Source organism: Niabella hirudinis (assembly GCF_051201075.1).
In the GTDB taxonomy this organism is placed as follows: Bacteria; Bacteroidota; Bacteroidia; order Chitinophagales; family Chitinophagaceae; genus Niabella; species Niabella hirudinis.
In genome coordinates this window covers 98,069-113,050 of record NZ_JBPEHJ010000009.1, presented here as the reverse complement: position 1 = coordinate 113,050, position 14,982 = coordinate 98,069, and the positions used below count along the sequence as shown (strand labels likewise).

10 protein-coding genes are annotated in these 14,982 nt (G+C 47.4%); 7 read left to right on the top strand and 3 right to left on the bottom strand.

Annotation, left to right across the window (positions count from 1 at the left end; genetic code table 11):
* Positions 1 to 77: 77 nt before the first annotated feature.
* Positions 78 to 842 (bottom strand): C40 family peptidase, encoded by a 765-nt coding sequence (locus GGU45_RS16615; protein ID WP_435226616.1) that lies wholly within the window; start codon positions 840 to 842, stop codon positions 78 to 80.
* A gap of 289 nt (positions 843 to 1,131) precedes the next feature.
* On the opposite strand from GGU45_RS16615, the gene dnaE reads away from it, so the two are divergent.
* A complete protein-coding gene (dnaE, locus tag GGU45_RS16610; protein WP_435226614.1) occupies positions 1,132 to 4,803 on the top strand; it encodes a DNA polymerase III subunit alpha in 3,672 nt (1,223 codons plus the stop codon).
* 311 nt (positions 4,804 to 5,114) lie between these two features.
* Here dnaE and GGU45_RS16605 read toward each other — a convergent pair whose 3' ends face one another.
* Positions 5,115 to 5,432, bottom strand: coding sequence for a GIY-YIG nuclease family protein (locus GGU45_RS16605; RefSeq protein WP_435226612.1), 318 nt, complete (start codon positions 5,430 to 5,432; stop codon positions 5,115 to 5,117).
* 268 nt (positions 5,433 to 5,700) lie between these two features.
* The gene (gene uvrA, locus GGU45_RS16600; RefSeq protein WP_435226757.1) at positions 5,701 to 8,583 is read right to left on the bottom strand and encodes an excinuclease ABC subunit UvrA; all 2,883 of its coding nucleotides are present in this window, start codon (positions 8,581 to 8,583) and stop codon (positions 5,701 to 5,703) included.
* A 333-nt stretch (positions 8,584 to 8,916) separates the two neighbouring features.
* Here uvrA and GGU45_RS16595 point away from each other — a divergent pair, with 333 nt between their 5' ends.
* The 6 genes from GGU45_RS16595 to leuC all read left to right on the top strand — a co-directional run bounded on the left by GGU45_RS16595 (position 8,917) and on the right by leuC (position 14,880).
* Entirely contained in the window at positions 8,917 to 9,603 is a 687-nt protein-coding gene (locus tag GGU45_RS16595; protein WP_435226610.1) for a hypothetical protein, read from the top strand.
* Positions 9,604 to 9,753: 150 nt separating this feature from the next.
* A complete protein-coding gene (locus GGU45_RS16590) occupies positions 9,754 to 10,428 on the top strand; it encodes a YiaD family glycine zipper/OmpA-like lipoprotein (protein ID WP_435226608.1) in 675 nt (224 codons plus the stop codon).
* A 42-nt stretch (positions 10,429 to 10,470) separates the two neighbouring features.
* Positions 10,471 to 11,187 (top strand): porin family protein, encoded by a 717-nt coding sequence (locus GGU45_RS16585; RefSeq protein WP_435226606.1) that lies wholly within the window; start codon positions 10,471 to 10,473, stop codon positions 11,185 to 11,187.
* A gap of 199 nt (positions 11,188 to 11,386) precedes the next feature.
* Positions 11,387 to 12,088, top strand: coding sequence for an outer membrane beta-barrel protein (locus GGU45_RS16580; protein WP_435226604.1), 702 nt, complete (start codon positions 11,387 to 11,389; stop codon positions 12,086 to 12,088).
* A 22-nt stretch (positions 12,089 to 12,110) separates the two neighbouring features.
* Positions 12,111 to 12,617 carry a GNAT family N-acetyltransferase gene (locus GGU45_RS16575; RefSeq protein WP_435226602.1) on the top strand — a complete coding sequence of 169 codons (507 nt, stop codon included), beginning with the start codon at positions 12,111 to 12,113 and terminating at the stop codon, positions 12,615 to 12,617.
* A gap of 847 nt (positions 12,618 to 13,464) precedes the next feature.
* A complete protein-coding gene (gene leuC / locus GGU45_RS16570; protein ID WP_435226600.1) occupies positions 13,465 to 14,880 on the top strand; it encodes a 3-isopropylmalate dehydratase large subunit in 1,416 nt (471 codons plus the stop codon).
* Positions 14,881 to 14,982: the final 102 nt, after the last annotated feature.

Genomic DNA, 14,982 nt, shown 5'->3' with positions numbered 1-14,982 from the left:
TAATCCCTGTGCCTCAGTTGCCTCAAACGAAAAAGCGCTCCCTTAAGGAAGCGCTCTCATTTCTAATAAAAAAATCATTAATTACTGACCCCCGAGGCGCCGTTATTATTATTATGCGCAAGATACTCTTCAGTTGTAGCTTCAACCCGCCCGGCCCCAATAAAGCGTGAAATATAATACGCTTCATACAGGTCGCTGATGGTAACCCCCCTGCTGGTGGAAGCATGCACAAACTTATTATTACCAAGATACATTCCTACGTGTGATACCCCGCCCGTAGTATTAAAAAACAAAAGATCCCCTTCCTGTAGCTCGGTGCTGGAGATCTTCCTTACCCGGCCATATTGCTCGCGGGCAGTACGGGGTAATTCAATGCCGTAAGCCCCGCGGTACATTTCCCGGGTAAAAGCACTGCAGTCGATACCATATTTTGTGGTACCGCCGTATTGATACCGGGTTCCGTACCAATCGTCCATTGTTTCTAACAGATCATTGTTACTGATCGAATTGGGCAGCACATTCAAAATAGCCGCATATTTCTTTTGCAACTCCGTTGCCGGGGCTGTCCTCGGAAGCAGGATGGCAGCATGTACCGCTTTCACATCCTTTACCTCACTGGATGCGATGTTCTTTTCGATCCGTTGCATCCGGGTATCCGTCTTTGAATTCCGGGGAGAAATGGTTACCTGCTCCATATATGCATTAGGAGCAACACCAGACTTTTGAGTGGGTTGCAGTTCAGTAGTTGTACTTTTTTTATTTGATGAGGCAAAAAATTTAGAGGCGGTTGAGCAGCTAGCCATCAGCACCATCACGCTAAATCCCGTCAATATATGTCTCAAAATAATTTCTTTTAATATTGTTCCAAAATACCAGCCCCAGATGTGGCGCCAAATTTCTAATTTAGAAAAACGCAAATCAGGAGAAATTATTGCCCGGAATGGAACTTTTTTTTAACAATTCTCCTAAAATGCTGATTATAACAGTATAATACCTGAAAATCAGCCGACAGTTATACAAAAAACAAACAACCGGTCGTAAACATAACATTTAACCCGGGTTTCTTGTTTCAATTACAGATGTGCATAAAAACATCCACGGACTTTACCGTTTTTATCCCATTTTAGCAGCATGAAATTTTCGCATCTACACGTTCATACCCAATACTCATTACTGGATGGCGCCGCACCAATCGGATCTTTATATAAAAAAGCTATTGCAGACGGGATGCCCGCACTGGCCATCAGCGACCACGGAAATATGTATGGGGCTTTCCAGTTTGTGGCAGAAGCCTATAAACACCTGGATGAAAACGGGAAACCCAAAGTAAAACCCGTAGTAGGTTGCGAATTTTACCTGGTAGAAAACCGGCATGAAAAAACCTTTACAAAAGAAAAGAAAGACAAACGCTACCACCAGATTCTCCTGGCAAAAAACGAGCAGGGCTACCGCAACCTTACCAAGCTGACCTCACTGGGGTTCATCGAAGGAATGTACGGAAAATATCCCCGTATCGACAAAGAACTGGTGCTTCAATATCACGAAGGCCTGATTGCCACCACTTGCTGCCTGGGCGCCTCCGTTCCACAGGCCATCCTGCGAAAAGGAGAAGCCGAAGCCGAAGCGGAATTCAAATGGTGGCTCGATCTCTTTGGAGACGACTTCTACGTAGAACTGCAGCGCCATGGTATTGGCGACCAGGACAAGGTAAATGAAGTATTGATCCGCTTTGCGGCAAAATACAAAGTGCCCATCATTGCCAGCAATGACTCGCATTATGTAGAGCAGGAAGACTTTAACGCGCACGATATCCTGCTTTGTATCAATACCGGCGAAAAGCAGTCAACCCCCGCATTCCGGGGTGACTTTGCAGACGATGACGTAAACATGAAGAACATGCGGTTTGCATTTGCCAACGACCAGTTCTATTTTAAGAACACGGAGGAAATGAGCAAACTGTTTCACGACCTTCCGGAAGCCATTGACAATACCAACGCAATCGTGGATAAAATTGAATTGCTGGATCTAAAGCGCAGCATCCTCCTGCCCAACTTTCCCATACCGGAAGACTATAAACGGCATACCGAGGATGAAAAAACGGATAAGGGTGTAGTTACTGCCGACTCCCTCAACCAGTGGGAATACCTCCGGCACCTGACTTACGAGGGAGCACAGCAACGCTATGGCGTGATGCCGGACAGCACCAAAGAGCGCATCGACTTTGAATTATTTACCATCAAAACCATGGGTTTTGCCGGGTACTTCCTGATTGTAAGTGATTTTATCAAGGCGGGGCGCGACAGCGGTGTATTCATCGGCCCGGGGCGGGGCTCTGCCGCCGGGTCCGTGGTGGCCTACTGTATCGGCATCACCAATATAGACCCCATCAAGTACAACCTCCTGTTTGAGCGTTTTCTGAATCCCGACCGTAAATCGATGCCGGATATTGATACGGATTTTGATGATGAGGGCCGCCAGCGGGTGATCGACTACGTGGTACAGAAATACGGGAAAAACCAGGTAGCACAGATCATCACTTATGGTACAATGGCAGCCAAAATGAGTATCAAAGACGTGGCCCGGGTAATGGACCTGCCCCTGGCCGATTCCAATGCCCTGGCAAAACTGGTTCCGGAAAAACCGGGAATTTCATTAAAGCGCGTGTTGCATGCGCCGCTGCAGCCAAAGGCCGGTGAAAAATCACTAACAGAAAAAGAGGGCCTGGGCGCCGATGATATTGAAAATGTAAAACGGATCCGCGATGTTTACAATGGCAACGATCTCCAGGCCCGAGTACTGCACGAGGCCGAGATCCTGGAAGGATCTGTACGCAATACGGGTATCCATGCTGCGGGCATCATCATTGCCCCTAAAGACCTTACGGAACTGATACCGGTAAGTACGGCTAAAGACTCTGACCTTTGGGTAACCCAGATCGAGGGAAGCGTGATTGAAGAAGCCGGAGTTATCAAAATGGACTTCCTGGGCTTAAAAACCCTTACCATCATCAAGGATGCTCTAAAGCTGATTAAACAGAACCACAACCTGGACATCGTCATCGATGATATAGCGCTGGACGATGAAAAGACCTATGAACTTTACCAAAAGGGCGAAACCAACGCCACGTTCCAGTTTGAAAGTGCGGGTATGCAAAAATACCTGCGGGAACTAAAACCCGACAGATTTGATGATCTGATTGCCATGAACGCCTTGTACCGGCCCGGACCATTGGCCTATATCCCCGATTACATCGAGCGTAAACATGGCCGCCAGGAAGTAACCTTCGACCTTCCGGAAATGGAAGAGGATCTGAAAGACACTTACGGAATCTCCGTATACCAGGAACAGGTGATGCTATTGAGCCAGAAACTGGCCGGCTTTAGTAAAGGAGACGCCGATGTGCTGCGGAAGGCCATGGGTAAAAAACAAAAAGCTGTACTGGACAAAATGAAAAAACAGTTTGTGGAAGGCGCCACGCAAAGAGGGCATCCTGCCGATAAACTGGATAAAATCTGGACAGACTGGGAGGCATTTGCGCAGTACGCTTTTAACAAATCGCATGCCACCTGCTATGCTTTTGTAGCCTACCAGACCGCTTACCTAAAGGCCCATTACCCCAGCGAATATATGGCCGGGGTATTGAACAACGCCGGCTCCCTGGAAAAAATCACCTTCTTTATGGAAGAATGTAAACGCATGGGATTACCCGTGCTGGGACCAGACATCAATGAATCACAAAAGGGATTCGCCGTAAATAAAAAAGGCGAGATCCGGTTTGGATTGGGCGGGTTAAAAGGCGTGGGCGAGGCCGCTGTTGAAAGCCTGATCCAGGAACGCGATGAGAACGGCGCTTACGCCTCCATCTTCGACATGATCAAAAGGGTAAACCAGCGCACCGTGAACAAGAAAACACTGGAAAGCCTCGCCTATGCCGGTGCTTTTGATTGCTTTACCGATCTGCACCGAGCCCAGTATTTTCATGTACCCCAGGGTGACACCACCAATGGCCTGGAAAAGATCGTAAAATACGGACAGGTTTGCCAGGCGCAAACACAGAATACCACCAACACGCTTTTTGGCGACCTTGCCGAAGTAATGGAAGTACAGGTTCCAAAGATCTCCGAATGTACGCCCTGGCCCCTGGTGGTTCAGCTCGACCATGAAAAACTGGTAACCGGGATCTTTATCAGCGGTCACCCGCTGGATGATTACCGGTTTGAAATGGAGCACTATGGCATTACAAAAATTTCCTACTTAAACGAGTACAAAACCCAGGACAAAGAAAAAATAAGCTCTGCTGCCAGTTTTAAAGTAATGGGACTGGTATCCGATGCCCAACACCGCATATCCCGGACCGGCACCAAGTTTGGCAGCTTTATTCTTGAGGACTACAGTGGAAAGCTCGATATGGTGCTATTTTCGGAAGACTATATGAAATACAGCCCTATGTTGCAACTGGGCGCTACCGTATACCTGACCGGCTATTTCAAACAGCGGTTCAATGGCGATTTCGATTTTAAAATCACATCCATCTGCCTCGCCGAAAGCGTCATAAAAAACCAGACCAAGAACCTGAAAATTGAATTGCCGGTAGAAGAGGTTACAAAGGAAACGGTGGAGTTCATACACGCCAACCTGAAAGCGCATAAAGGCCCTAGCACGCTGAAGCTGTCTATAAAGGATGCAGCAGAAGAAATAACGGTGGATCTGCTGACCCGTGGAAAAGGTTTTGAAATGAACAACGAACTGATCGAATACCTTTCCAAACAGGCCAACTGGAATGTGGCGGTGGAGCTGAATTAGGGTGATCCGGTTCCCGAACACGCCCCCCTGTCGTTTCGAGCCTGCCGAAAAACCGCTCCCCAACCACCCTACCGTTTCGAGCGCAGCCGAGAAACCTCTCCAAGATTATACTTCTAATCAGATTTTAAAACACGCTCCTGCTCCATGAGCACCGAGAGGCCTCTCCACTGCGGTCGAGACGACCATGATTCCCCTGTCGTTTTGAGCCTGCCGAAAAACCGCTCCCCCCGTCGTTTCGAGCGCAGCCGAGAAACCTCTACGCAACCATATTCCTCAAGGCGAGAAACCGCTGCGAAAACATGCTTCACCTGTCAATACAAAAGACTATAGATTTCATGATCCAATTCCTCATTCAAAAACAACCACTCCGGATTTTTTGTTTCCACCAATGCTATTTTCTTTGCCCGGGACCAATTTTTTAATTGTTTTTCCCGTTCAATCGCCGTTACGATCGCATCAAACCACTCATAATAAACAAGGAATGTCACGTTGTACTGGTCTGTAAAACTATGCTCATATTCCCGATGCACATGTTGCCATAGTCTTCGCGGAAGGTTGGACGTAACGCCAATATACAAAACGGTTCTGGCCTTATTGGTTAAAACATATACAAACCCACCTTTTTTCATAGGACATTTTTTAGTGTTAAAAATAGGTTTACTAAAGGTATGAAAAATCCTGTCGTTTTGAGCCTGCCGAAAAACCGCTCCCCAAACACCCGGTCGTTTCGAGCTTGCCGAGAAACCTCTCCAAGATTATACTTCTAATCAGGTTTTAAAACACGCTCCTGCTCCATGAACATCGAGAGGCCTCTCCACTGCGGTCGGGACGACCATGATTCCCTGCCGTTTTGAGCCTGCCGAAAAACCGCCCCCCAAACACATACCCCAGTCCGTATCACAATTCTTCCTTCAGATACTGCCCGGTATAACTTTCCTTACACTTTACCAGCGCTTCCGGCGTTCCTTCAAACAGAATGCGTCCGCCTCCATCACCGCCTTCCGGCCCAAGGTCAATGACATGATCAGCCACTTTAATTACATCCATATTGTGCTCAATCACCAACACCGTATTGCCTTTCTCCACCAGTTTATTCAATACCTGCAACAGATGTTTAATGTCTTCAAAATGCAACCCGGTAGTCGGTTCATCAAGGATATAAAAAGTTTTACCTGTATCTTTTTTTGAAAGCTCCGTACTCAGCTTTACCCGCTGGGCTTCGCCCCCGCTAAGGGTTACAGCGCTTTGCCCAAGGGTGATGTACCCCAGGCCCACATCCTGCAGGGTCTTTATTTTCCGGTAAATAGACGGCACCGCCTGAAAAAATTCCACGGCATCGTCCACCGTCATATCCAGCACATCTGAAATGGATCTTCCTTTGTAACGAATCTCCAGTGTTTCCCGGTTATAGCGTTTGCCATTGCATTTTTCACAGGGCACATATACATCCGGCAAAAAATTCATTTCAATGACCCGCATGCCCCCGCCTTCACACACATCACAGCGGCCCGTTTTTACATTAAATGAAAAACGTCCGGCATTATACCCCCGGATCTTTGCCTCTGGCACCGCAGCAAAAAGCGTGCGGATATCTGTAAAAAAACCGCAATAGGTAGCCGGGTTGCTCCGCGGTGTGCGGCCGATAGGCGATTGATCTATCTCCACAACCTTGTCAACATGCTCCAGCCCTTTTACCGATTTATACGCCATGGGAGCCTTCTTGGAATGATAGGCATGCTGCGATAAAATGGGATACAGTGTCTCATTGATGAGGGTTGATTTGCCGCTGCCGCTGACACCGGTCACCACGATGAGTTTACCCAACGGAAACTTCACGCTCACATTCTTTAAATTATTGCCGGAAGCTCCTTTCAGTTCCAGCGTATTTCCGTTGCCTTGTCTTCGGGTTGCAGGCGTTTCAATTTTCAGATGCCCGTTCAGGTAGCCCGCGGTAATTGTATCCAGCTTCCGGATCTCATTGGGGGTACCCTTTGCCACCACACGCCCACCATGATAACCGGCCTTGGGACCGATATCGATCAGGTAATCGGCCGCCAGCATAATGTCTTTATCATGCTCTACCACTAATACACTGTTACCGATATCCCGCAGGTTTTGCAGGGACGTAATCAGGCGATGGTTATCGCGCTGATGCAGCCCGATCGAAGGTTCATCCAGGATATACGTAATGCCCTGCAATTGCGAGCCGATCTGTGTGGCCAGCCGTATCCGTTGCGACTCGCCTCCGCTCAGGGTTCTGGAGGGGCGGTACAGTGTCAGGTAGGTAAGTCCCACATCCAGCAGGAACTGCAGCCGCTCACGGATTTCTTTCAAAATATCCTTGGCAATCGTATTCTGTTTTTTTGACAACCGGGATTCGATCCCCTTCAGCCAGAGCCCCAGCTTGTCCAGGTTTAAGTTACTGAGCGCTGCAATATTTTTTTCATCTACCCGGAACCACAGGCTCTCCTTTTTCAGGCGATCGCCATTACAGGAAGGGCAGGATTTCAGCATCATAAACTGCTCCACCCATTCCCGCAGCCATTCGGATGTTTGGGTAGAAAAGAACCACCGTTTGAGCATGGGGATAATACCCTCGTAACTGCCGGTGTACATATCGGGGATGGACTCATCTGCGCCATCCAGGTCCAGTTCCTGGCTTGCCCCCCCATCTCCATATAATAGCAGGTCCAACTGACCGGCCGGCAAAGCCTCCACCGGTTTATTCATATTGATCTTATGCTTTTTTGCAAAAGCCACTACCTGCTGAAACACGCTGGCATTGCGCTCTTCCCCCAGCGGCGCTATTCCACCCTCGCTGATGCTTAGCCGGCGATCGGGCAATACCGATCCCATATCTATGGCATAGGCCGTGCCAATACCTTTACAATAAGGGCAGGCGCCATAGGGTGAGTTGAAGGAAAAGGAATTAGGAGAAGGCTCTTCATAGCTGATACCCGTATCCTCGCACATCAGCTGTTTGCTGTATTGAACCGGCTGATCCGATTGTTCTACGAGCAAAAACATCAGTTCCTTTCCCAGTTTCAATGCAGCCTGCACACTCTGGCTCAACCGCGTTTTGGATGCAGCATTTACCTCCAGCCGGTCTACCACAATTTCAATATCATGGATCTTATACCGGTCAACCTGCATTTTGGGCACCAGGTCCCCGATCTCCCCGTCAACCCGCACTTTTAAAAATCCTTTTTTTCGCACATCTTCAAACAACTCCCGGTAATGTCCCTTACGCCCGCGCACCACCGGCGCCAGCAGGTTGATTTTCTGATTCCGGAACCGCTCAAAAATATTATCTACAATTTCTTCCTCGCTCCATTTCACCATCTTCTTCCCGGTATTATAAGAATACGCTTCGCCTACCCGGGCAAACAACAGCCGGAAAAAATCATACACTTCCGTAATGGTGCCCACCGTTGACCGGGGGTTTTTATTGGTCGTTTTTTGTTCGATGGAAATCACAGGGGAAAGCCCGGTGATTTTATCCACGTCGGGACGCTCCATATCACCGATAAACTGACGGGCATACGCCCCGAAGGTCTCCATGTAGCGGCGCTGCCCTTCCGAATAGATCGTATCAAAGGCCAGCGATGATTTTCCGCTGCCGCTGATTCCAGTGATCACAACCAACTCGTTTTTCGGAATAGCAATATCAATATTCTTTAAATTGTGCACCCGGGCTCCCGACACCTCAATGTGTTCCTTATCCGCTTTCACTTGTATATTAAATTTGGAATGATCAAAAAAACAGGCACAAACGTACATTAAATTTTTCATCCATAAATTACATATAGGATGGACGAATCCCGAATGCTTTCGGGAAACAGGAGCGCTCCCTGGCCGAAAAGCAATAATAATTTACAGGAAAACCCTACACTTTTTTTTCTCAATTTGCCAATTCGCCGGAAATGAACAGACCTCCGGAAACATTGAAACTCAATTCATACAAACCGTTTGACTGCAATACCCGATCAAAGAACCCCGCAGGAAGATTATAAGCAAAAATTAAAATATATATTTTTCCGGTTAAACTCCGTGTTTGGCATAATAATTTCAGTATGTAGGATAATTTGAATCATTCTTAAATAAAACGTATTTATGAAAAAAAGATCACTTCTTACATTCATTTTAGCAATAGCCATAACATTGGCAACTTTTGCTCAAACAAGTACCCCTGAGGTTCCCCGGAATTATAAACCACAACCCAAGGAATTACTTCCCATGCCGGATTCGATTACCGAAAACGAAATCTTCCCGGTATTGGGCGCATTTGACCTTACGGATCCCAAGGGGACAGCCTCACACGTAACCATTACCAGGGATAGCGAAAACAAAGGCATTGTATGGGTGAACGGGTTGCCACAGGGCAAGTTCAAGGCCTTAATAAAAGATGCCCCGGCCACTTATAAAATCCCGGCGCAAAAAGCCCTGGCAAATGATGATGCAATGGAAACAACCGAAGAAGATGCAGCGACCACAAAAACCAAAAGCAAGGTGGTAAGCGGTCGCTCCATACAGGAAGGCACATTGATCTTTGATAAAGATGCCAATACATTATATTTAAACATTGGCAACAAATACAATGAAGAGCAGCCTGCCGCCGTATTTCCTGAATTGAACGCGACAGCAGAAGATGCCGCAGCTGTAGCAGAAGTCACCGATGATACCGCTAAAAAATCTCAAAAGGCCACCGCTAAAAAACCGGCTATTAAAGGCATTACCTATACCGGAACAAAAACGGATATAGCAACGTCAGCAATGGAAGTAGCCCCTGCTCAAAATTAATCAGGATCAATTAAAATTGTTAAAATCAAAGGGTTGCCTCAAAACAGGCAACCCTTTTTAACGGATACCGGTCTTTAGCTCAAACTGTCAAATTTTCAAATTACGTTTTGGCATACTATTTGGCAAAACATGAATATCAAAAGAAAAAACATGAAACAACTGAGAAATTTATCGTTTGGAATTGCATTGACCGGGCTAACACTTGCAGGCTGCGATTCTATGAACCGGACGCAAAAAGGAGCAATCATCGGTACCGGTGGTGGCGCTGCTATGGGAGCTGTAATTGGGAAAGCTGCTGGTAACGCGGGGCTGGGTGCCATCATCGGCGCCACTGTAGGCGGGGTAACCGGCGCCATTATTGGCAAAAAAATGGACAAACAGGCAGAGGAGATCAAACAACAGGTTCCGGGTGCAAAAGTGGAACGTGTGGGAGAAGGCATCACCGTTGAGTTTAACAGCGCCGTGCTGTTTGGATTTGACCAATCTTCTATTTCAACAGCCGCACAAAGTACCCTGAACGATCTGATCACCATCCTGAACAAATACCCCGATACCGACCTCGAAATCCAGGGGCACACGGACAATACCGGTACTGCAAAATACAACCAGGCATTATCCGAAAGAAGGGCTTCCAGCGTAGCCAACTACCTGGGATCACATAGTATTTCCCTGGAGCGGATGAGTACAAAAGGCTATGGCTTCAGCGTTCCCAAATATTCCAACGACACGCCTGACGGCCGGGCACAGAACCGCCGCGTGGAATTTGTGATCTCTGCCAACGACAAGATGAAGGCTGATGCTGAAACAGAAGCCAAGAAAGGATAAGAGCAACACTCAAAAAAAATTGATCATTAAACCTATAATTTTATGAAAAAGAAAAATCAGTTATTAAAAGCATTTATGGTTGCTGCAGCAGTCAGCATTTCCGGTGCCGCAATGTCGCAGGTAGAAATCGGCATCCGGGCAGGAGCCAACTTCTCCAATGCAACGATCAAAGATGCCAATGACAAAAAAGCAGACACCAAGCTGAACCCTGGTTTCCACGCGGGAGTAACTTTCGACATTCCCGTAGCAGACGAGTTTTACGTACAGCCAGGCGCGCTATTCAGCACCAAGGGTTTTAAAACCTCGGGCAGCGGAACCATAGGCGGCGCCGCCTATAGCGGAGAATCCAAATGGAATGCCTCTTATATTGAAGTGCCGGTTAACTTTATTTACAAACCCGAGTTGGGAAGCGGAAAACTGTTGTTAGGCGCCGGGCCCTATGTGGCCTACGGCATAGGTGGTAAAGTAAAAACAGACGGAAGCTTTTCAGGTGGTGGCATAAGCGGCAGCAGTTCCAACAGCAGGGACCTTGAATTCAAAGGAGATTACAATGATGGCTCAAGTGACAAAATCATCTATGGTAAACCTTTTGACGCCGGCGCCAACCTCCTTTTTGGTTATGAATTTGCCAACAAACTTTCCTTCCAGCTGAATGGTCAATTGGGTCTTTTAAACATTGTACCCAATAATGATGGTAACAAACCCGATGCAAAAATGAAGAACTCCGGATTTGGAATTTCCGTAGGATATAAATTCTAAAAACAGGTAATCCCAACTCATGAAACATAGAGCCGCCCCCCGGGGCGGTTTTTTTCATACTGGGCATTGACGAAGTCATGCTGAGCACAGCCGAAGTATAATTTTAACCAAATTTTGCATGCCTATGTGCAATGCGCTTTAAAAAACGTATTATCTTAACCCCACAAATAAACTGTTCATAAAAACCGGTTCATTGCTTATGAAGCATCCAGACTTAATACTCCGCATGCTGATCGCCTGTCTGCTTTGTTTGCCCGCCTCCCTCCTTACAGCGCAAACAAAAGTCAGTTTTGAAGGTGGTCCCAATCTGTCTAAAGTGTCCTGGAAAGAATCTTCAAACAGTCCCGCTATTAAAAACAAATGGAACCCCGGCTACCGGCTGGCCCTGCTAACCACCATCCCCATCACCCTGGAGCGGCATTCCCTGCATCTGCAAACGGGCCTGGCTTTTAGCACCAAGGGATACCGCCAGGACTATGATGATGGCAGCGGCAAAGAAGGGGTGCTATCCGTTGACCCCTGGTATGCGGAACTTCCGCTGAATATTCTTTATACCATCCCCGGCAATATTGACCGTTTTTTTATAGGGGCCGGCGGCTATTATGCCTATGGGCTGGGCGGCAAATGGACCCTCAATTACAAGCCCCGCGGCTGGGATAATGGCATCATCGAATATACCGACATCAGTAAACAGAACCCTTATGATAAAAAATTCAACTATGGCCGGAGGCCCGATATGGGCATCAACCTGCTGCTGGGTGTCTTCCTTTCCCCCGATTTTACCCTCGGGATAGCCGGCCAGCTCGGACTGAAAAATATAGCACCACCCGAAAATCATAAAATAACTAAAGAGGAATTCCGTAACCGGACACTGAGCCTTTCAATAGCCTATAATCTTTGATGCCACCCCCTATCTTTGCTCCATGATACAGCCGGAATTAACCTTCATAAAAAAAGCCACTGTCGAAGATGCCGCCATCATCCACCAACTGGCGCAGGAGATCTGGCCAAAGGCCTTTGAACAGATACTCAGCCAGGCGCAACTGGATTATATGATACAGATGATGTACGCCCCCGCGGTTCTCCAAAGTGAAATGGAACGCGGCATTGAATTCTATATCCTCCGTTATAACGGAAAAGACAGCGGCTATACCGCCATTGAACAAAAAGCCCCCCACTCATGGAAACTGCACAAGATATACCTGTCGCAAAAACTGCATGGAAAGGGATTGGGCAAATACCAGTTAAGGAACATGGAAAACCTTGTAAGGGTGTACGGCGCACAGGAGCTATGGCTGAATGTAAACCGGCAAAACAAGGCCGTTGATTTTTACAAAAGCCAGGGGTACCAGATCATAAAAACAGAAGATATCGACATCGGCAACGGTTATTTTATGAACGATTATGTGATGCGGAAAACACTCGGCTGATGCAAACATGATCTTGTTTTCCCTCAGAAACACAGAGATTCCGTTATGCCACTGAGATTCTGAAGGCAATAAACGCCACAAAGACACAAATGCACGAAGCAGCACGAAGTATTAGACAAAGCCGCCGCATCTTTGCTCCTTTGCACCTCCGCGTGAAATATACCGCGATATGCCACTGGCACACCGAATCATTGTACTTCCGTCCTTCAGTGGCATTTACAGAGGAACCAAATGATGGCATCTGGCTGGAGCCCCGCCTATTGCGTACTTTGCGGAAACCCTTGCGTGCTTTGCGGTTAAACAGCTACAGAGTTCAGGTACAGATTTTTGATCTGCCGCTTTGCAAAGTCCTTTTGCCGGGCGAATCCGTCCCCAAAGACCATCAGTGTTTCAGTGCTTCAGTGGCAAATACAGGAGATACCTATTGCCGCTATTGACCTGTTCATTTTTGAAAAGTCAATTTTCTGCAACTGATCCCTTACAACGATATAGCACCCCCACCGGCCCGCATTTACCGCTAGCCAATTCATCTAATTTTTTGTCCCAATACGCTATCCAAACCAGCACCCGGAATCGTGATCTGCAGCTATCGATCCAAAAACAAAACAACAAAACAAATCATAAATATCTACTAATCAATATATAAAAACAAGAACAAATTTCAAATCCCTAACTTTTCCATCCCGCCTTGATGGGATAGGTCCAAAAAGATTTTACACTTTCCAAAAATTCAAACAAGCAGGCCGTTTCCTAAATAGACGGTGTGTATTGCGCTATTCCATTAAAAATTTGTCTAATTTTACAAGCACTCAATTGGATATATTTAAATAACAATTCAAGTTTTATAATGAGCAACGCTACTACATTGTTTGATAAGGTTTGGGACGCCCATGTGGTGCGCCCTATCGCAGATGGCCCGGATGTACTGTTTATTGACCGTCATTTTATTCATGAGGTAACCAGTCCGGTGGCATTTCTTGGTCTTGAAAACAGGGGAATTCCTGTAATGTACCCGCAACGCACTTTCGCTACAGCGGATCATAATACGCCAACAATGAACCAGGACCAGCCCGTCAAAGATCCTTTATCAGCCAACCAGCTGGCAGCGCTCTCCAGCAATGCCACCAAATGGGGCATTTCTTTGTGGGCATTGGGCAGCCCTAAAAACGGGATCGTGCACGTGGTGGGGCCGGAGAACGGCATCACCCAACCGGGAATGACCATTGTTTGCGGCGACTCGCATACTTCTACCCACGGTGCTTTTGGAAGCATCGCATTTGGAATTGGTACTTCCGAAGTGGAAATGGTGTTATCATCCCAATGCATTATGCAGCCCAAACCCAAAAAAATGCGGATCACCATCAACGGCAAACTGGGCAAAGGAGTACTGCCCAAAGATGTGGCGCTGTATATGATCTCCCAGATCACAGCCAGTGGCGCTACAGGTTACTTTGCAGAATATGCCGGTGAGGTTTTCGAAAATATGAGCATGGAAGGCCGTATGACCGTGTGCAATATGAGCATCGAAATGGGTGCACGCGGCGGTATGATTGCACCTGATCAAACCACGTTCGACTATATCAACGGGAAAGACAAAGCGCCTAAGGGAGCCGATTGGGATACCGCCCTTGCGTACTGGAAAACCCTGAAAACTGATGAGGATGCTGTATTTGATAAGGAACTGCACTTTGACGCTGCCGATATCGAGCCCCAGATCACTTACGGTACCAACCCGGGTCTTGGAACAGGTATCACCAATCATATCCCCAAAGCTTCAGAAGTAAAAGACGGTGAAGCCTCCTACAAAAAATCACTGGCTTATATGGACTTTGCAGAAGGGGATGCGATCCTGGGTAAAAAGATCGACTACGTATTCCTGGGTAGCTGTACCAATGGCCGTATTGAAGATTTCAGGGCTTTTGCATCCATTGTAAAGGGCAAAAAGAAAGCCGATAATATTACCGCCTGGCTGGTTCCCGGCTCTCATATCGTGGAAGCCCAGATCAAAGAAGAAGGCATCCTGGAGGTGCTGAACGAAGCCGGTTTTGAACTGCGCCAACCCGGATGTTCCGCCTGCCTGGCGATGAACGAAGATAAGATCCCCGCCGGCAAATATGCGGTAAGCACCAGCAACCGCAACTTTGAAGGCCGCCAGGGACCCGGAGCCCGTACCCTGCTGGCAAGTCCCTATGTGGCTGCTGCGGTAGCGGTAACCGGCGTGGTAACCGACCCGCGGGAGCTGATAGAAGAAGTGAATGGTTAATAGGCAATAATCAATGGTTATTTACCCAGCTACAATACTACTATCAGCTGCGTTGCGTCGCACACTTGTACTGCAGTACTGATCCGGGAGTTTACGCAACAT

Bases quoted from the DNA above. Each gene is read 5' to 3' on its own strand.
- GGU45_RS16605 (WP_435226612.1), bottom strand. From the start codon at position 5,432: ATGAAAAAAGGTGGGTTTGTATATGTTTTAACCAATAAGGCCAGAACC.
- GGU45_RS16590 (WP_435226608.1), top strand. From the start codon at position 9,754: ATGAAACAACTGAGAAATTTATCGTTTGGAATTGCATTGACCGGGCTA.
- GGU45_RS16575 (WP_435226602.1), top strand. From the start codon at position 12,111: ATGATACAGCCGGAATTAACCTTCATAAAAAAAGCCACTGTCGAAGAT.
- leuC (WP_435226600.1), top strand. From the start codon at position 13,465: ATGAGCAACGCTACTACATTGTTTGATAAGGTTTGGGACGCCCATGTG.
- dnaE (WP_435226614.1), top strand. From the start codon at position 1,132: ATGAAATTTTCGCATCTACACGTTCATACCCAATACTCATTACTGGAT.
- uvrA (WP_435226757.1), bottom strand. From the start codon at position 8,583: ATGTACGTTTGTGCCTGTTTTTTTGATCATTCCAAATTTAATATACAA.
- GGU45_RS16585 (WP_435226606.1), top strand. From the start codon at position 10,471: ATGAAAAAGAAAAATCAGTTATTAAAAGCATTTATGGTTGCTGCAGCA.
- GGU45_RS16580 (WP_435226604.1), top strand. From the start codon at position 11,387: ATGAAGCATCCAGACTTAATACTCCGCATGCTGATCGCCTGTCTGCTT.
- GGU45_RS16595 (WP_435226610.1), top strand. From the start codon at position 8,917: ATGAAAAAAAGATCACTTCTTACATTCATTTTAGCAATAGCCATAACA.